This window comes from Modestobacter lapidis (assembly GCF_054780755.1).
On the sequence record NZ_BAAGVS010000001.1, the window covers coordinates 192,499 to 210,302 of the forward strand.

16 protein-coding genes are annotated in these 17,804 nt (G+C 74.8%); 8 read left to right on the forward strand and 8 right to left on the reverse strand.

Annotated features, from left to right (window positions below):
• Window positions 1-46: 46 nt before the first annotated feature.
• Genes ACYVG5_RS00900 through ACYVG5_RS00910 form a run of 3 tightly spaced genes read right to left on the reverse strand, consistent with a single transcriptional unit; the run spans window position 47 to window position 2,885 of the window.
• Window positions 47-1,072 (reverse strand): NAD(P)-dependent alcohol dehydrogenase, encoded by a 1,026-nt coding sequence (locus ACYVG5_RS00900; RefSeq protein ID WP_222045124.1) that lies wholly within the window; start codon window positions 1,070-1,072, stop codon window positions 47-49.
• A complete protein-coding gene (locus ACYVG5_RS00905) occupies window positions 1,069-1,842 on the reverse strand; it encodes a metal-sulfur cluster assembly factor (RefSeq protein ID WP_222045126.1) in 774 nt (257 codons plus the stop codon). The genes ACYVG5_RS00900 and ACYVG5_RS00905 overlap by 4 nt, the downstream gene beginning before the upstream one ends.
• A complete protein-coding gene (locus ACYVG5_RS00910) occupies window positions 1,842-2,885 on the reverse strand; it encodes an amidohydrolase family protein (protein ID WP_222045128.1) in 1,044 nt (347 codons plus the stop codon). Before ACYVG5_RS00910 ends, ACYVG5_RS00905 begins: the two co-directional genes overlap by 1 nt.
• A gap of 176 nt (window positions 2,886-3,061) precedes the next feature.
• On the opposite strand from ACYVG5_RS00910, the gene ACYVG5_RS00915 reads away from it, so the two are divergent.
• Both ACYVG5_RS00915 and fahA read left to right on the forward strand, forming a co-directional pair.
• The gene (locus ACYVG5_RS00915) at window positions 3,062-4,957 is read left to right on the forward strand and encodes an FAD-dependent oxidoreductase (protein WP_222045130.1); all 1,896 of its coding nucleotides are present in this window, start codon (window positions 3,062-3,064) and stop codon (window positions 4,955-4,957) included.
• Window positions 4,958-4,974: 17 nt separating this feature from the next.
• Complete coding sequence (gene fahA / locus ACYVG5_RS00920; protein WP_222045132.1) at window positions 4,975-6,159, forward strand: fumarylacetoacetase; 1,185 nt, start codon at window positions 4,975-4,977, stop codon at window positions 6,157-6,159.
• A 2-nt stretch (window positions 6,160-6,161) separates the two neighbouring features.
• On the opposite strand, the gene ACYVG5_RS00925 is transcribed toward fahA, so the two are convergent.
• Both ACYVG5_RS00925 and ACYVG5_RS00930 read right to left on the reverse strand, forming a co-directional pair.
• Window positions 6,162-7,451, reverse strand: a complete 1,290-nt coding sequence (locus ACYVG5_RS00925) for a D-arabinono-1,4-lactone oxidase (protein WP_460682895.1) — start codon at window positions 7,449-7,451, stop codon at window positions 6,162-6,164.
• A gap of 34 nt (window positions 7,452-7,485) precedes the next feature.
• On the reverse strand, window positions 7,486-7,638 hold the full coding sequence (locus ACYVG5_RS00930; RefSeq protein ID WP_222045134.1) for a hypothetical protein: 153 nt from the start codon (window positions 7,636-7,638) through the stop codon (window positions 7,486-7,488).
• A 2-nt stretch (window positions 7,639-7,640) separates the two neighbouring features.
• On the opposite strand from ACYVG5_RS00930, the gene ACYVG5_RS00935 reads away from it, so the two are divergent.
• The 4 genes from ACYVG5_RS00935 to ACYVG5_RS00950 all read left to right on the forward strand — a co-directional run bounded on the left by ACYVG5_RS00935 (window position 7,641) and on the right by ACYVG5_RS00950 (window position 10,318).
• A complete protein-coding gene (locus ACYVG5_RS00935; RefSeq protein ID WP_222045136.1) occupies window positions 7,641-7,850 on the forward strand; it encodes a hypothetical protein in 210 nt (69 codons plus the stop codon).
• An 88-nt stretch (window positions 7,851-7,938) separates the two neighbouring features.
• A complete protein-coding gene (locus ACYVG5_RS00940; RefSeq protein ID WP_222045138.1) occupies window positions 7,939-8,826 on the forward strand; it encodes a polysaccharide deacetylase family protein in 888 nt (295 codons plus the stop codon).
• Between the two features lie 55 nt (window positions 8,827-8,881).
• Window positions 8,882-9,535 carry an N-carbamoylsarcosine amidohydrolase gene (locus ACYVG5_RS00945; RefSeq protein WP_222045140.1) on the forward strand — a complete coding sequence of 218 codons (654 nt, stop codon included), beginning with the start codon at window positions 8,882-8,884 and terminating at the stop codon, window positions 9,533-9,535.
• Window positions 9,536-9,628: 93 nt separating this feature from the next.
• On the forward strand, window positions 9,629-10,318 hold the full coding sequence (locus ACYVG5_RS00950) for a class II aldolase/adducin family protein (protein WP_222045142.1): 690 nt from the start codon (window positions 9,629-9,631) through the stop codon (window positions 10,316-10,318).
• 231 nt (window positions 10,319-10,549) lie between these two features.
• On the opposite strand, the gene ACYVG5_RS00955 is transcribed toward ACYVG5_RS00950, so the two are convergent.
• Entirely contained in the window at window positions 10,550-12,124 is a 1,575-nt protein-coding gene (locus ACYVG5_RS00955) for an ATP-dependent DNA ligase (RefSeq protein ID WP_222045143.1), read from the reverse strand.
• 84 nt (window positions 12,125-12,208) lie between these two features.
• Window positions 12,209-13,237, reverse strand: coding sequence for a YihY/virulence factor BrkB family protein (locus ACYVG5_RS00960; protein WP_222045145.1), 1,029 nt, complete (start codon window positions 13,235-13,237; stop codon window positions 12,209-12,211).
• A gap of 135 nt (window positions 13,238-13,372) precedes the next feature.
• Between ACYVG5_RS00960 and ACYVG5_RS00965 the strand changes: the two genes are divergently transcribed.
• The gene (locus ACYVG5_RS00965; RefSeq protein ID WP_222045147.1) at window positions 13,373-13,711 is read left to right on the forward strand and encodes a PspC domain-containing protein; all 339 of its coding nucleotides are present in this window, start codon (window positions 13,373-13,375) and stop codon (window positions 13,709-13,711) included.
• On the opposite strand, the gene ACYVG5_RS00970 is transcribed toward ACYVG5_RS00965, so the two are convergent.
• Window positions 13,694-16,540 carry an ATP-binding protein gene (locus ACYVG5_RS00970; RefSeq protein WP_222045149.1) on the reverse strand — a complete coding sequence of 949 codons (2,847 nt, stop codon included), beginning with the start codon at window positions 16,538-16,540 and terminating at the stop codon, window positions 13,694-13,696. The two genes, ACYVG5_RS00965 and ACYVG5_RS00970, sit on opposite strands and share 18 nt — an antisense overlap.
• A 131-nt stretch (window positions 16,541-16,671) precedes the next feature.
• Here ACYVG5_RS00970 and ACYVG5_RS00975 point away from each other — a divergent pair, with 131 nt between their 5' ends.
• Window positions 16,672-17,766 carry a class I SAM-dependent methyltransferase gene (locus ACYVG5_RS00975; protein ID WP_222045152.1) on the forward strand — a complete coding sequence of 365 codons (1,095 nt, stop codon included), beginning with the start codon at window positions 16,672-16,674 and terminating at the stop codon, window positions 17,764-17,766.
• Window positions 17,767-17,804: the final 38 nt, after the last annotated feature.

Below are 17,804 nucleotides of genomic sequence, written 5' to 3' on the forward strand. Positions count from 1 at the left end.
CCGCCTGGCCGGTACGCCCCCGTCCCGGGGGACGTACGCCCCCGTCTCAGGGGACCAGGATCGCCCGGCCGCGCACCCGGCCGCCATCGAGGTCGTCGATCGCGGACTGGAAGTCGTCCAGGGCGTACCGCTGGGTGTGCAGCACGACCTTCTGCCGCGCCGCCAGCGCCATCAGCTCGACCAGGTCGTTGTAGCTCCCGACCAGGTTGCCCAGGATGTTGATCTCCGCCGAGATCAGGTCGATGGTCGGGACGTCGACGTTCTCGCCGTAGCCGACCACCAGGTAGTCCCCGGCCCGGCGGGTCATCGCCAGCCCCTGCGCCGTCGAGCCACCTTCACCGACGAAGTCGATCACCACCTCGGCGCCTTTCCCGCCGGTCGCCTCCAGCACCTGATCGACCTGGCTGCCGTCGGCGACGATGCCGGAGTCCGCCCCGATCGACAGCGCCAGCTTCACCGCGTCGGCGTTGCGGTCGACGACGATGAGCTCGGCGGGGGAGATGGCGTCCAGCACCTGGATCCCGATGTGCCCGAGGCCGCCGGCGCCGATGATCACGCACCGGTCGCCGGCCCGCAGCCGCGCCGCTGCCTTGGCCGCGGCGTGGTAGGCGGTGAGCCCCGCGTCCGCGAGCGCCGCCACCCCCGCCGGCTCCAGCGAGTCGTCGATCTTCACGCAGCTCCGCGCGGATGTCTTCAGGTACTCGGCGTACCCGCCGTCGCTGTCGATCCCGGGGAACGCGGAGTTCTCGCAGTGCACGTCGTCCCCGGCCCGGCAGGCGCGGCACAGCCCGCAGGTGGCCAGCGGGTGCAGGATCACCTTGTCGCCCTCGGCCACGTTGGTCACCGCCGACCCCACCGCGTGCACCCAGCCGGCGTTCTCGTGCCCGATCGTGTACGGCAGCGCGACGCCGGACTTCTCCGCCCACTGCCCCTCGAGGATGTGCAGGTCGGTGCGGCAGACCCCGGCACCCCCGATCCGGACGACGACGTCGTGCGGCCCGGTGACCTCCGGGACCGGCACGTCGTCCATCTGCAGCTTCTCGTGGTACCCGGTCACGCGGACGGCCTTCATGAGCTCACCTTCTGGTCGAGGAGGAGGGGCAGGACGGTGCGGTCGGCGGCGCGCGGGACCTGGTCGTCCTGGGCGCCGGGGTAGCGGGTGGCCAGCAGCCCGCGGCAGAAGTGCGCGTTCCCGTCGACGGAGATGCGCACCGAGCGGGCCTTGCGCACCGCCATCGGGACGGCGGCCCGGTCCGGTCGGCGCCCCTCGGCGTCCACCAGCACCGCGGCATCCCCGGCCACGGGCAGGCCGAGGGCGGCCCGGCGCTGCAGCAACGCATCGGTGGTCGGTCCCGGCGGGAGGTCGGCCAGCGTGACCTCCCCGAGATCGGCCTCCGCCAGCGTGGGGTCGGCCCGCAGCAGCGCGGTCAGCGCCCGCTCCATCGCTGCGGTGTGCGCCTTGCGCTGGAAGGTCAGCCGGAGCTCGTCCAGGCTCTCCTCCGCCTCGTGGCCGAAGGTCCCGACGTACCCGGCATCGGCGGCCAGCCCCCGGTTGATCAGGTCGGAGTCGGAGTGGTCGTCGAGCTGCACCACGACCCGGCCCACGCCGGGCACCGCGGCGACCGCGTCCCGGGCGTCGGACACCATCAGCCAGGCGAAGTTCGGTGCGCAGAACGACGTCGGCAGGCGCAGGTGCACCTCCACCGTCCCGCCGTCGGCCACCGCCACCGACCGGACGAACCCCAGGTCGGTGATCGGCTCGTCCAGCTCCGGGTCGACGACGGCACCCAGCGCCGCGCGGACCCCCGCCTCGGTCAGCTGCCCGCTGAGGACCGCGGTCATCAGGCCATCGCCAGGTCGGCGCTCTCGGGCTGCCGGGGGCCGGTCGCCGTCTCGTCGGCGTCGGGCAGCTGCAGCTCGGCCGGCACCGGGATGTCGTACATCTTGGCCGCGTTGAGCCCCAGCACCTTCTTCTTCTGCTCGGTGCTCAGCGGCCCGTACTCGCTCATGTCCGCCGGGATCTGGAAATCGACGAAGGCCTCCACCAGCCACTTCGGCGTCCACAGCGCGTAGTCGCTGGAGAACTGGATCCGGTCCTCACCGATCCAGTACATGAGCTCGCCGATGATCTGCGCGAAGTACCGCGGCCGGGTGTGGATGAACGGCAGGGCCACCGCGAGGCCGGCGTGCACGTTGGGCTCCTGGGTGGCGATCCAGCAGAAGTCCTCGAGCCGGGGCAGCCCGCAGTGCTCCACGACGAAGTTCAGGTCGGTGAAGTCGGTGGCCACGTGGTCGACGTCGGCCACGTCGAAGGCGTCCCGGTCCAGCGGCCGGATCGTGGGCCCCTTGTGCACGTGGACGTTCCTGATGCCCAGCTCCCGGCACACCTCGAAGTACCGGTAGGCCATCGGGTCGTCGAGCTTCCAGCCACGGGACTCCCCGTGCCAGTCGGCGGTGTAGAGCTTCACGCCCTTCAGCCCGAACCGCTCGGCGTCCGCGCGCAGCTGGTCCAGCCCCCGCTCGCCGTCCCGCGGGTCGAACCAGTGGTTGTAGGTCAGCTTGTCCGGATTGGCCTGGGTGAGCGCGAACGACTCCTCGGTCTGCCCGAAGTCGTTGGCGTAGAACTCCCCCAGCCGGGCCGGCTGGAAGATCGCGTGGTCGACGTACCCGTCGGTGAAGATGTCCTTCATCAGCCGCTCGCCGCCCTGGTAGAGGTACTCCTCGTAGGGCCACACCTCGGCCTCCGGGCTGAGGTTGCGGTGGTAGTCGTAGAAGCAGTCGATGAACTGCTTGCCGTGCACGTTCAGCTGGTTCTCGGGGCGCGCGTCCCAGAGTGCGATGTGCGCGTCCACGATGAAGTACTTCTCGCCGTCCTTGGTGTACACGAGGGCCTCCTCGACCGGGTCTGGCTAGGGTTGCGAGCTGGATCACACTGGTCGGGACGCTAGGCGCGGAGGGCGTTCCCGCGGCACGGTCCGGCTGTCCCACTTTGGGACAACCCGTCGGGAAGGTGGTCCGGTGCTCGAACGTCCCGCACGGCCGTCCGGGGCGGTCCGCTGACATGACCGGGTCGCCCTACCACCGGCCGTGCACCTACGCCCCTGCGCAGCTCGCCTCGATGACCGCGACGGACCGGGCGCTGCCCGTCGTCGTGGTCGGCGCCGGACCGGTCGGCATGGCGGTGGCCCTCGGCCTCGCCCAACGCGGCATCGCCGTCACCGTGCTGGAGGCGGCCACCCAGGTCTCCTTCGGCAGCCGGGCCATCTGCATCTCCCGGCACAGCCTCGAGGTCGCCGACCGGCTCGGCTTCGGGGCGGAGCTGTCCCGGCTCGCCCTGCCCTGGGAGGGCGGCCGCAGCTTCCACCGCGACGTGGAGGTGCTGCGGTTCCGGATGGCGAACGAGGCGCACGCCGTCCGGGGCCCGATGGTCAACGTCTCGCAGTCCGAGCTCGAGCAGCTCATGGTCGATGCCCTGCTCGCCCACCCCCTGATCACCCTGCACTGGGGCGCGGGCATCGCCGGGGCCATCCCCGCCGGTGACGAGGTCGGCCTGCTGGTCGACACCGCCGGCGGCCGCCGGACCCTGCGGGCCCGCTGGGTCGTCGCCGCGGACGGCGGCCGCAGCCGGATGCGCGAGCTCACCGGGGTCCGGCTGCGGGGTACCAGCTACGAGGGCCGGTACGTCATCGCCGACATCCACTGGCAGTCCGAGCTGCCTCCCGAGCGGATGGTCTGGTTCGACCCGCCCAGCAACCCCGGCTCGACGGTGATCATGCACCGCCAGCCGCACGACATCTGGCGCATCGACTACCAGCTCGACCCCGCCGAGGACGCCGACGCCGAGACGCAGGAGCACCGGATCCGGGCCCGCATCGCCGGCCACCTCCAGTGGCTGCGGAACGACCGCCCCTGGTCCCTGGAGTGGCACGGGCTCTACCAGGCGCACGCCCTCGCACTGGACGACTTCGTCCACGGCCGCGTGCTCTTCGCCGGCGACGCCGCGCACCTCGTCCCGATCTTCGGGGTGCGGGGGCTCAACTCCGGCATGGAGGACGCCGAGACCCTGGCCTGGATGCTCGCCGCGGTGGTCAGCGGCGCGGCCGACCGGACGCTGCTCGACACGTACTCGACGGAGCGGCGCCACGCCTGGGAGCAGAACGTGGCCAACGCCGGGAAGTCGACGCTGATCATGACCCCCGGCACCCACGGCCACCGCACCACCCGGGACGCCCTGCTCGCGCTGGCCACCGTGCGCCCGGAGTTCGGCTCGCTCATCGACCCGCGGCAGAGCAGCGCCACCTCCGCGCGATCCTCGCCGCTGACGGTGCCCGCCGCCCCGGGCACCGGCGGACTGCTGCCCGGTGACCCGGTGGAGGACCGCCGGGTCCGGCTCGCCGACGGCACGCAGACCTCGCTCCACGAGGTGCGGGGCGCCGGCGTGGGGCTGTTCGGGTTCGGTCTCGGCCCCGCAGCGATCGAGGCCGCGGTCCGGCTCCGCGACGACCTGGCCGGCGCCCTGCCGCGGGAGGGCGGCACGCTGGCGCTCGTCGGTGGGGCGACGGGTACGCCACCGGCCGGAACGGTGCCGGACGACGCCGGCGACCTGGCGCGCGCCTGGGGCGCCGACCCCGGGGAGGTGTTCGTCGTCCGTCCCGACGGGCTGCTCCTGGCGCGCGGCCCCGTGGCCGACCTGACGGGGCTGCCGGCGCGGGTGCGCGCCGGGCGCGGCCCCACCACCGGGACCCCCGTGGCCGACGGGGTCGACGGGGTCGGCCCACCGCTCACCGCCGGCCAGCAGCGCCGTGAGGCGGCCTGGCTCGCGCTGTCGGCCGCCCTCGACACGGTGCTCCCCGACGACCGCGAGGGGTTCCTCGCCCGGCTGGCCCTGCTGCTCGCCGACCAGGTCGACACCGACGCCCTGGCCGCCGCCGTCGCAACCGCGGCCACCACCCGCTGACCCCGAGGAGAACCGTCATGACCACCGTCCCCGTTCCCGCCGGCTCGCTCTTCGGGCCGGACAACCTGCCCTACGGCGTCTACTCGGTGGCCGGCTCCGCCCCCCGGGTCGCCACCCGGCTGGGCGACACCGTCGTCGACCTCGCCGTCCTGCTCGACGACGAGGTCTTCGCCCGGCCGGATCTGAACGCCTTCATGGCGCAGGGGCACGGCCGGTGGGTGGCCGTTCGCCGGCAGATCGCCGACCGGCTGGCCGGGGAGGTCCCGGACGAGGCGCTGCACGCCCTGGCCGACGTGACGCTGCACCTGCCGATCGCGGTCGCGGACTACGTCGACTTCTACGCCTCCGAGCACCACGCCGCGAACCTCGGCCGGCTGTTCCGCCCGGACAACCCCGACCCGCTGATGCCCAACTGGAAGCACCTGCCCGTCGGCTACCACGGCCGGGCCGGCTCCATCGTCGTGTCGGGCACCGACATCGTGCGGCCGTGCGGCCAGCGGAAGGGCGCGGACGACCCGGTTCCGGTGTTCGGGCCGTCGGTGCGGCTGGACATCGAGGCCGAGCTCGGCTTCGTCGTCGGCACGGGGTCGGCGATGGGCGACACCGTCCCGGTGACCGAGGCCGAGCGGCACGTCTTCGGGGTGGTGCTGTTCAACGACTGGTCGGCGCGCGACATCCAGGCCTGGGAGTACGTTCCGCTCGGCCCCAACCTCGGCAAGTCGTTCGCCTCGACGATCTCGCCGTGGGTGGTGCCGCTGCTGGCGCTGGAGGCGGCCCGGATCCCCACCCCGGTCCAGGAGCCGCGGCCGCTGCCCTACCTGGCGATGGAACCGCCCTGGGGGCTGGACGTGGAGCTCTCGGTCGAGTGGAACGGGGTCGAGGTCAGCCGCCCGCCCTACCGCGAGATGTACTGGTCACCGGCGCAGATGCTGGCCCACCTGACCGTCAACGGCGCCCCGTCCCGGACCGGTGACCTCTTCGCCTCCGGCACGGTCTCGGGCCCGGCCAAGGACACCCGGGGCGCGTTCATCGAGCTGACCTGGGGTGGCACGGAGCCGGTGACCGTGGGCGGGGAGCAGCGCACGTTCCTCGAGGACGGCGACGAGGTGGTCCTCACCGCCTCGGCTCCCGGCCCGCGCGGCTCCCGGCTGGGCTTCGGCGAGGCCCGTGGACGGATCGTGCCGGCCCGCGGGGTCGGCTGAGTTCACCGCCCGCCGAGGACGTGCCGCTCCAGCCAGGCGTTCCGGAACGCGCCCCGCGGGTCCAGCCGCTCGGCGAGGCGGACGAAGTCGGCGTGCCGCTCGTACCGCGCCGCGATCACCGCGGCGTCGGCGAGGAAGAGCTTGCCCCAGTGCGGGCGCGCGTCGAACGGGGCCAGCGCGGCCTCCAGGGCCACGAGCAGTGCCTCCACCGCGGCCTGCGCCGGCAACCAGGTGAAGTGCAGCGCGACGCTGGGCCGGCCGTGGCTGGTGCTCATCCAGAGGTCATCCGCGGCCACCGTGCGCACCTCGCACACCTGGAGCAGCGGCCGGATGCTCGGGGCGAGCGCGCGCACCGCCTCGAGCGCCTCGGCGGCGTGCCGGCGCGGGACCAGGTACTCCGACTGGAGCTCGTCGCCGTTGCTGGGGGTGAAGCCCATCCGGAAGTGCGGCAGGCGGTCCGACCACAGGCCCGGGCTGGCCAGCTGCGGGGTGGCCGGCACCGGGTCGAGGCCGGGGATGGGGTGCCGCTCACCTCGCGCGGCCGGCGCCCCGAACAGCTCGCCCCCGGGGTGGCCAGGGGCGTCGGTCCGGGATTTCACCCAGACCATGTCGACGCCCTCGCGCCAGGTCGTGAACAGGCTGACGCTGTAGCCGGCCGAGGTGATCTCGTCGAAGTGCTCGTGGACGGTCTCCCAGCTCAGCCCCTCGAACACCCGCTGCTGCACCTCGAAGGCGGGTTCGACGTCCAGGGTGACCCGGGTGACGGCGCCCAGCGCACCGAGCCCGACGACCATGCCGTCGAAGTCGGCGTCGCTCCGCGCGGCGTGCACGATCTCGCCGCTCGACGTCACGACGTCCAGGGCCGCGACGGCGGCGGCCAGGTTCCGGTTGCCGACGCCGGAGCCGTGGGTGGCCGTGGCGACGGCGCCGGCGATGGAGATGTGCGGCAGCGAGGCCAGGTTGTGCAGGGCGAGCCCCTCGTCGCGCAGCGCCTCGGCCAGCCGGCCGTACGTCAGGCCCGCGTCGACCGAGACCGTCCGGCGTCCCGGATCGACCACGACATCGGCGGGGGACGTCGCCCGGCCGGTCATCGCCTCCAGCGAGACGAGCTCGACGGAGTCGGCGACGCCGGTGAACGAGTGCCGGGAACCGAGCACCCGCACCCGGAGGGCGCCGGCGAGGACCTCCTGCAGCTCGGCGAGGGACGTCGGCCGGTGCAGCCGCTGCGCCGTGTAGGTGTAGTTGCCGGCCCAGTTCGTCGCCAGGGCGGAGCGGGCAGCCAGGTCGGTCACGCCCCAGTGTCCCGCGGGCCCGCCGGCCGGGCGCTCAGAGCAGCTCGTCGAGGTCGTCGGGCCCGGGTCCGGTACCGCCGGAGTCCTTCAGCGGCGACGCCTCGGGCAGATCGTCGTCCGGAGGTTCGGCAGCGACCGGGCCCTCGGCGTACAGGCTGTCGGGGTCCTTCGGGTCCATCTCGCGCATGGGTGCGGCCCTACCCCCGGCGTCGAGGCGGAACCCCGGCCGGCCGGGCGGACGCCCGCACGACGACGGCGGTCACCGGGGCGGCGGGCCGGCTGGGCCGGACCTTCCGCGGCGATGCCGCCGGCTACGCGCTGGTGGCCGGTGCCCGTACGGGCGTGGACTTCGAGGAGCACCCGGGCGGGGCGTTGACATCCCCGGGGCCGGTGCTCTAGGAATTCCGGCAGAAGACCGTTCTGTTTTGCAGAAGATCCCTCGCGAACGACCGGCCCAGCTGGCCCCGACCCGACAGGACGACAGCCCATGGACAACGAGCTGTTCACCTACAGCCCCATCCCCGAACGCCCGGCGATCACCTGGCCCAACGGCGCCAGGGTCGCCTTCTACCTCGGACTCAACGTCGAGCACTACCAGGTCGACAAGCCGTCCACGAGCATCTTCGGCGGCACCGCCGGTTTGGCGCCCGACCCGCTGAACTACGGATGGCGGGACTACGGCCCGCGGGTAGGGATCTGGCGGTTGATCGAGAGCCTGGACCGGCACGGTGTGCCGGCCACCGTGCTGCTGAACTCCGACGTCTGCAGCCGGTACCCGCAGATCATCGAGGCCGGCCGGGAACGCGGCTGGGCGTGGCTGGCGCACGGCCGGGACAACTCCACGTTCCAGGCCGGGATGACGCGCGAGGAGGAGCTGGCCTACCTCACCGAGGTCGTCGACACGATCGAGGCCGCGACCGGCCGGCGACCGCAAGGTTGGCTGGGGCCGGCGCTCACCGAGACCTTCCAGACGCCCTCGCTGCTGGCTGAGCTCGGCCTGGGCTACACGCTGGACTGGACGAACGACGACCAGCCCTACGAGCTCGCCGTGCCCGGGATGCTCAGCGTCCCCTACTCCATCGAGATGAACGACGTCACGCTGTTCGTGAGCAAGAGCTACACGGGTCCGGAGTTCCTGGAGGCGGTCCGCGACCAGCTCGACCAGCTCCACGCGGACTCCGGCGACAGCGGTCGGGTGATGGCGCTGTGCGTGCACCCCTTCAGCGTCAACCAGCCGTTCCGGCACAAGTATTTGGACCAGGCGCTGGAGTACATCGCCGGCCACGAGGGCGTGTGGCTGACCACGGCCGACGAGATCGCCGAGGCCTACCGGGCCCAGCGCTCCTCGGCAGAGCCGACGAGAGAGGTCGCCTGATGAACAGCTCGGCAGCCCGGCGTTGCCGGTCCGTTGCTGCACTGGAGGTGGGACGATGAGCGAGGTCGTCGAGGAGTACGCGCGGCTGCGCAAGGAATTCCAGGACAAGGGCTTCGGTAGCCGGGTCGGGTTCGGGCAGCGGCCGGCGCTGCTCGCCGTCGACTTCATCACCGGATTCACCGACCTGCGCTCGCCGCTCGCCGGCGATCTGGACAGCCAGCTCGCCGCCACGAACGAGCTGCTGGAACCCGCCCGTGCGGCGGGGGTCCCGGTCATCTTCTCCACCGTCGCCTACGACCCGGAGCTGCAGGAGGCCGGGGTCTGGGTGCGCAAGATCCCCGCGAACAGCTGGCTGGTCGAGGGCAGCGAGTGGGTGGCGGTCGACGGCCGGCTGGGCCAGCGCCCGCACGAGACGACGCTGGTGAAGAAGTACGCGTCGTGCTTCTTCGGCACCGACCTGGCCGCCCGGCTGGTCTCCCGCCAGGTCGACACCCTGATCATCACCGGCTGCACCACGAGCGGGTGCGTGCGGGCGACGGCGGTGGACGCCTGCTCGTACGGCTTCCGCACCATCGTGGTGGAGGAGGCGGTCGGGGACCGGGCGGCGCTGCCGCACGCGGCCAGCCTCTTCGACATCGACGCCAAGTACGGCGACGTCGTCAGCCTGACCGAGACACTCACGTACCTGCGGGGTCTGCCGTCCGCGTGACCCCCTGGCGCGTCGCCGGACCTGCGTCCGGCGGCGCGCCCACCCGTGGCCCGACTCCGGGCCGGCCATTCCCACCGAACGGAGACCCCTGCGTTGAGCATCGATGTCCGCGAGCTGGTTGCCCTCTCGTCCCGGGTCCTGGCTGCCGCCGGGCACGGGGACCTGATCTGGGGGCATGCCTCAGTCCGCGATGACGAGGGCCGGGGAGTGTGGATCAAGTCCGCCGAGTGGAGCCTGGACGAGGTCACCGCCGACCGGGTGCAGCTGGTCGACCCGGATGGTGCGGTGCTCGCCGGCGTCGGCCCTCGGCACAGCGAGTACCCGATCCACACCGAGATCTTGGCGGCCCGGCCGGACGTCGGTGCGGTCGTGCACACCCACTCGCCGCAAGCGGTGGCCCTGGCGGCCACCGGGCAGCCGCTACGCCCGGTCAGCCACGCCGCCAACTACTTCGTGCCGCCCGCCGTACCCCGGTTCACCGAGACCGCGGACCTCGTCCTCACCCGGGAGCTGGGGCGGTCCCTGGCGCTGACGCTGGCGGATGCCCGGGCGGTCTTCCTGGTCAACCACGGCATCGTGGCCGTGGGGCCGACGCTGCAGGAGGCGACGGTGGCCGCCGTCCTGCTGGAGCGGGCCTGCGCGCAGCAGATCCTCACCCGGTCCGCCGGCGGGTGGCCGACCTGGTCGCCCCCGGAAGAGTCCCTGGCCAAGCGGGAGAACATCTACAACGCGCGGGCCGTGGCCGCGGTCTGGGACCACCTGGTCCGCCAGTTGCCTGCCTGACGGCCCCCGCCTTCGGCTGGCTGGTCGCGCCCGGGCGGTCATCGGCCCCGGCACCGGCGCGGTGTACCCAGCAACGGTCGCCATGGTCGGGGAACGGGCACCGGCTCGGGGCCCAGGCCCGGGCGCGCGTTCGCGGCAGACTGCACGGCTGGGCTGGATCATCGGTGCGGTGGGTGCCTTGCTGATCATGACCACCATGACCACCATGACCACCATGGCCGGCCGGACCCGCTACCGACGTGTCGATCGACTCGCATCGTGACCGGCGGCCGGCTCACGGCCGGCGAGCAGCGCGCGGACGTCGTCGACGGTGTCGGCCTCGGCCGGGGTCTTGTCGGGCCGGTAGCGCAGCACGCGGGCGAAGCGCAGCGCGACGCCGCCGGGGTAGCGGACGCTGCGCTGGGCGCCGTCCACGGCGATCTCGACGACGAGCTCGGGCCGGAGCAGCACGCCCCAGGCCGGCTGCTCGCGGGCCAGCCCGGGGAAGGTGCGGGTCTGCCAGTCCAGCAGTTGATCGGTCATGCCCTTGAAGGTCTTGCCCACCATGACCGGCTCGCCTCCGTCGGGGTCGCGGGCGCCGAGGTGGATGTTGGACAGCGTCCCGGACCGCCGGCCGTAGCCCCACTCCGCGCCGAGCACCACCAGGTCGAGGGTGTGCACCGGCTTGACCTTCTGCCATGCCCTGCCCCGCCGGCCGGCGGCGTAGGGCGCGTCCAGCGCCTTGACCACGACCCCCTCGTGCCCGGCCGACAGCGCCGCGTCGAGCACCCCGGCCGCCTGCTCGGGGCTCGGCCGGCGCACGGCGGGCATCCGCAGCGCCGCCTGCTCGTCGTCGGCCAGCAGGCCGGCCAGCGCGTCGAGCCGCACGGACAGCGGCTCGTCGATCAGGTCGCGCCCGTCCAGGTGCAGGAGGTCGAACAGGAACGGGCTGAGCAGCACGCCCGCGTCGGCGGCGGCACTGCCGAAGCGGCTCATCGTGTCCTGGAACGCGCGCGGCCGGCCGTCGTCGTCCAGGGCGAGGGTCTCCCCGTCGAGCACCGCCGTCTCGCAGGGCAGCGCCCGGATCCGCGCCACCAGCTCGGGCACGCCGTCGGTCACCTCGCGCAGCGTGCGGGTCCACACCCGGACGGCGTCGCTGTTCCGGTGCACCTGGATGCGGGCGCCGTCGAGCTTGAACTCCACGGCCACCTCGGTGCCCAGGTCGGCCAGCGCGGCATCGAGCGAGGATCCCGGCGCGGCCAGCATCGGCCGGACCGGCCGGCCGACCTGCAGCCGCACCGCGTCGAGCGCCTCGACCCCACCGGTGAGCGCGGCGGCCGCGGTCTCCGGGAGGCGGCCGGAGAGCATGAAGGCCCGGCGGACGGCGGACGGCGGGACCTCCGCGGCGGCGGCGACGGCGTCCAGCGCGACACCCTCCAGGGCGCCCTGGCGGAGCTCGCCGGTCAGCAGCCGGACGAGGAACAGCTGCTCGCCGGCCGTGGCGGCGGCGAGCAGGTCGCCGAGCAGCGCGTCGCGGCGGGCGGCCGACCCCGGGCCGGACGTCGCGGCGAGCGCGGAGAGGGTCGATTCGAGGTCGCCGACGGTCAGCGACGGGCTGGGAGCGGGCTCGTGCGCCACCGTGGTCAGGGCGCGCCGGCCCAGCCCGAGGCGGCCCTGCCGCGGCTCACCGGCCAGCCAGGCGGTGACCGGCTCGACCTCGTCGGGGGCGGCGGCCCGCAACAGCCCGGCGATCGCTGCGGCCTTCGCCGTCCGGGACCGGGTGGCCGCGACGGCGGCGGAGGCGGCGAGCACGTCGGCGAGCAGCACCGCGCCATCGTGGCAGCCGTGCATTCCTCGCGCCGCCCTGCACCGCCTACACCGCCGTGCACCGCGGTGCCCCGGCGCTGCGGGTCAGCGGCGCACGCCGTGCGGGCGGTCCACCCCGCGGTGCCCGTGCTCGCCCGGGTACGGCGGGGCGCTGTCGGCCACGACGGCCCCGCGCTCGCCGAGCGGCTGCTCGGGCCCGACGGTCGAGTCGCGGGTGGTCTGGCGCTCGGCCTCGGCGTTGACCGCCGCCCCCACGAAGACCAGGAAGACGGTGATCCACAGCCAGAACATGCTGATCGCCACGCCGGCGAGCGAGCCGTACGTGGACTCGTAGCTGCCCAGGCGCTGCACGTAGGCGAACAGCGCGAGCGAGGTGGCCAGCCAGAGCAGCGTCGCGACGGCGGCCCCGCCGCTGATCCACCGCCAGCGGGCCTGGTTCCGGTCAGGGGCGAAGCGGTAGAGCACCGCGAGCACCCCGGCCATCAGGGCGGCGAGCAGCACCCAGGACAGCACCGGGGCGACGGCCCGGACCGGCCCGGTCGCGCCGGGCAGCGCCCGGGAGACGATGCCGGCCACGGCGATGGCGGCGCCCAGGAGCAGGGCGCCGCCGAGCACGAAGGCCAGCGCGAGCCCGCTGCGGCGCAGGAGCCCCCGGGTCTCGGTCTCGTGGTAGGCCAGCGTCAGGCCGTCGATGAGGTAGGTCATGGCGGTGGTCGCCGTCCAGAGCGCCACCACGAGCCCGGTGAGCCCCCGGAAGGTGAGCACCTGCCCGGAGGCGGTCGTGATCGTGGTGAGCTGGTCGGCGACCACCGGATCGAGGTCCTCGGGAAGCATCCCGGCCAGGCTGGACAGCTGCTCGAGGGCCTGCTGCGGGGTGTTCACCGCGCCGTACACCGAGATCGCCGTCACCAGCACCGGGGCGATCGACAGGACGGCGAAGAAGGAGACGCCCGCGGCCTGCACCATCAGCCGGTCGCTCAGCACGTGCCGCCCGACGCGCCGCAGCACCCGTCCCCAGGCCCGCACCGGGATCTGATGCGGCGAGCCGGCGTCGGCACCGTGTCCCGGCGCGGGGGGTCCGGTCGCGGCGCGGTCGTTCCGGGCCAGCGTCATGGCCCATCCCACCGCGCGCCCGGCAGGCCCGCAAATGCCAGCCGTCCCCCGACCCGCGGCCCCGAGCCGAGAGCCAGGGTCGGGTCCGGGTGTTCCCCGATGGTCGGCCGCCCGTCCGCTCGGCAGGCTCGTGCCATGACATCAGCCATCCCCGCCCCGCCGGCCGACCCCGGTACCCCGCAGCCATCCGCGCCGCCCACGCCCGCACCGCCGCCGCTGCGCCGCAGCAGCACCGACCGGATGGTCGGCGGGGTCTGCGGCGGCCTGGCCGCGCACCTGGGCATCGACGCGCTGCTCTGGCGGGTCGGGTTCGTCGCCCTCACCTTCGCCGGCGGCTGCGGTGTGCTGGTCTACCTGCTGCTGTGGGTGCTCCTGCCGCCGGCCCCGCGGGGGCCGGGCGAGCAGGTCGGGCCGCTGGACCGGCTGGCCGAGAAGCTGCACGCGCTGCTCCCGGGGTCAGCGCCGGGCCGGTGAGGGCACGGCCTGCTGCTGGGCGGCGACCGCCGCGGCCGCGGACCGGGTGGGGACGCCGAGCTTGCCGAAGACGTGCACCAGGTGGGTCTCGACCGTGCGCCGGGAGATGTACAGCCGTTCACCGATCTGCCGGTTGGTGAGCCCCTCGGCGAGCAGCGCGGCCACCCGGGTCTCGGTCGGGGTCAGCGCCGACCACCCGGTGTCGGCCGTCCGCGTCGGCGTCCGTGCGCGGCGGCGCACGCCCAGTTCCCGGAGCCCGGCGAGCGCCCGCGCGGCCGCCCGGGGGGCACCGCAGCGCTCGTAGAGGCCGAGCGCCTCCTGCAGCACGGGCACGGCCTCCGCCGGGCGGCCGAGTGCGACCAGCGCCCGTGCGGTGTCCTCGGCGGTGGCCGCGACGTCGAGCGGACGCCCGGCCCGCCGGCTGGCCGCCAGCGCCTGGAGCAGCACGTCCGGATCGCCGGTGAGGATTCCCTGGCACCGCAGCGCCACGGCACGGGCGCCGGGGACGTCGGGTCCGGCCAGGTCGGCTCCGCGGGAGGCGTCGGCCACGACGCTCTCCGCCGTCGACCGGTCGGCCACCCTGGTGAGCCGGACGATGTCCCCGGCCATCAACCGCCAGCCGTAGAGGTAGTGCAGCCCCGGCAGTGTCCACCACGCCTCGGCGGCGCGGGCGGCCGCGTCCTGCGGCCGGCCGGCGGCGTCGGCCAGCAGGGCCCGCACCCACACCAGCCAGTCGTCGGCGTAGGTCGGTGGTCCGGACCGGACCCCGCGGGCGGCGTCCAGCTCGGCCGCGGCGCCCGGCAGGTCGTCGGCGTACAGCCGGCACCGCGCGCGCAACGCCGAGCCCACCGCCGCGCCCCAGGTGTCGCCGCCCTCCGCGGCGAGGACCAGGCCGGTCTGGGCCTCCACCTGCACGTCGTCGAGGCGGCCGGCGAGGTAGTGCACGCCGACCAGGCCCCAGTGGAAGCTGGGCGCCGGACCGTCGGTGGCGTCGCTGTGGCGGAGCGCCGAGTGGAACGCGGCTTCGGCATCGGCCAGCCGGTCCGCGTTCGCCAGCACCACCCCGAGGCTGGTCCGGGGGTCGTTGGCGAACTGCAGCCAGGGATCCCGGGCTGCCCGGGCGGCTGCCTGGCCGGCGAGGGCGAGGCCGCCGGGGACGTCCCCGCGCGCTGCAGCGGCCAGCGCACGGGTGGCCCAGACGGCGCACCAGGTCTGCGCGTCCTGGGACGCCTCGGCCGCCTCGGCGGCCCGGCCGGCGTCGCGGTCGGCCCCGGCGGCGTCCCCGGTGTAGAGCCGCAGGGCGGCGCTGAAGGCCAGCACCTGGGTGGCCGCCGGGCCCGCGGCGGGAAGGCCGGCGAGCTGGTCCAGTTCGTGCAGTGCCCCGGCCACGTCACCCTGGGCCTGCCTGGCCGCGGCCAGCATCCCCCGTACGGCCGTCTCCTGGTCCGGGCCGACCAGGCGGGGGAGGAGATCGGCCGCCAGGCGGGCCGCCTGACCGGCCCGGCCGGTCGCCAGCAGGGACGGGAGCAGCTCGGCGGCCACGGCATCGCGGGTGGGGCCGGTCCGGGCGGTGAGCGCCAGGGCGCGCTCGAGCAGGGCGGCGGTCGTGGATGCCGGCGCGGCCGGGTCGGCGGCGGCCCGGCGGAGCCAGTCGACCGCCCGGTCGGCCGAGGCCTCCCCCGCGTAGGCGCCGAGCGCCAGTTGCTGGGCCACCCGGGCCGCCGGCGCCGCCGCGGCGGCCAGGGCGGCCCCGGCCCGCTGGTGGAGCCCGGCGCGGACGGCAGCCGGGAGATCGGTGTAGAGCGCCTCGCGGATGAGGTCGTGCCGGAAGGACAGCGCGCCGGGGAGCCCTGGCGCCCGGTCGCCGTCGGTCAGGAAGCCGGCCTCCGCGGCGGTGCGGAGGGGCCCGGCGAGCGCCACCGCGTCCCGGCCGGTGAACGCTGCGAGGTCCGCGACGCTGAACGAGCCGCCCAGGACGGCCGCCAGCCGGAGCACCTCCTGCACATCGGTGGGCAGCGCGGTGAGGCGGTGCAGGACCAGCCGGCGGACCGAGCTGGGGAGCAGCTGGTCCCGGCACTCCGAGCGCCCTGCGCGGACCTCCAGGGCGCGGTCCTCGACGAGTGCGCGAACGGTCTCCACCACGTAGAACGGATTGCCCCCGGCCTTCCGCACGCAGGCCCGGAGCACCGGCCCCGGGGGCGCGCCGGTGAGGTGCGCGGTCAGCCCGTCGACGTCCTCGGCGGGCAGCGCGTCCAGGTGCACCGGGATCCCGCCGACGGCGAGCAGCACCTCACCGAGCCGTTCCAGCGGGCGGCTGCGGGGGAGCGGGCGGGACGCGGTGAGCAGGAGCACCGGGTCGGCCGCCGTCCGGCGGGCCACCGCGGCCAGCGCGCGGAGCGACGCCCCGTCGCACCAGTTCAGATCGTCCACCGCGAGGACGACGGGTCCGCGCGCGGCCAGCGAGCTCACCCCGTCGACGAAGGTGTCGACCAGCGCGTGCTCCGTGCCCCGGGCCGGGTCCGGCCGGTGCCCGGCGGGCACCCCCGCCACCATTCCGGCGAGGGCGTGCAGGGGCCGGTGCCGCTCGAGCTCCTCGGCCCGGCCGGACAGCGTGCACCAGCCCCGGTCCGACGCCTCGGAGAGCACCTGGTGCAGCAGCCGGGTCTTGCCGATGCCCGCTTCGCCCTCCAGCGCGATCGCGGCGCCCGCCCCGGTCTGCACCCGGTCGAGAGCGGCGCGCAGGAGGTCCTGCTCCCGGCGTCGACCCGTCAACGGCGGGGAGTCCGGGATGCCTCGGAGGCGGCAGGAGCCGCCGGGCCGGCGTTCCATCCACCGAGGCTACGTGCCGGGGACCGCCCCGCGGGAACGCCTCGACCCGTCGATCTCCGTGATCTGCCGGATGTCGGCGCGCGCCGGTCCGGCCACGGTGGGGTTCCCACGACCGACCGGAGGAGAGAACGATGACCGTCGACATGGCACGGGTGGAGCAGTTCGCGAACCAGGTGATCGGTGACATCGCGGCCGCCGAGGCCGGCGTCCTGTCCTACGTCGGTGACCGGTTGGGGTTGTACCGGGCGATGGCCGGCGCCGGCCCGCTGACCCTGGCCGAGCTGGCCGACCGGACGACGACGCACCCCCGCTACCTGCAGGAGTGGCTGGCCGCCCAGGCGGCGGGTGGCTACGTCACCTACCAGCCGGGCGGGAACGGTGGTGGAGGCACCTTCACCCTGCCCGACGAGCACGCGGCCGTCCTCGCCGATGACGCGAGCCCCGTCTTCCTGGCCGGCGCGTTCGGCATGGCGGCCAGCAGCTGGGCCGACGCCGACGTCACCGCCGACGCGCTGCGCACCGGGGCGGGCATCGGCTGGGGCGACCACGATCCGCGGCTGTACCCGGCCACCGAGCGCTTCTTCCGCACCGGGTACGCGGCCAGCCTGACCAGCGAGTGGATCCCGGCGCTGGACGGGGTGGAGGACAAGCTGGTCCGCGGTGCCCAGGTGGCCGACGTCGGCTGCGGGCACGGCGCCTCGACGACGATCATGGCGCGGGCGTTCCCCGCGTCGTCCTTCGCCGGCTTCGACGTCCACGATGCCTCGATCGACGCCGCCCGGACCGCCGCGGCCACCGCGGGGCTGTCCGACCAGGTGCGCTTCGACGTCGCCACGGCCGACGCCATCCCGGCGCCGGCCGGTGGCGGCTACGACCTGGTGTGCTTCTTCGACTGCCTGCACGACATGGGCGACCCGGTGGCGGCCGCCCGCCGTGCCTGCGCGGTGCTGGCCGAGGGCGGCACCGTGCTGCTCGTCGAGCCGCGGGCCGGCGACCGGCTGGAGGACAACCTGCACCCGCTGGGCCGGCTGATGTACGCCGCCTCGACCCAGCTGTGCACACCCAACGCGGTCGCCCAGGGCGGGGAGACCGTTCCCGGTGGGCGCACGCTCGGCGGGCAGGCCGGCGAGGCCCGGCTCACCGAGGTGCTGCACGAGGCCGGCTTCGGCCGGGTCCGCCGGGCGGCCGAGACGCCGTTCACCATGGTGCTCGAGGCCCGCCCCTGACCCCGCCAGGCCCTCCGCTGCACCGGGAGCCCGCGGAA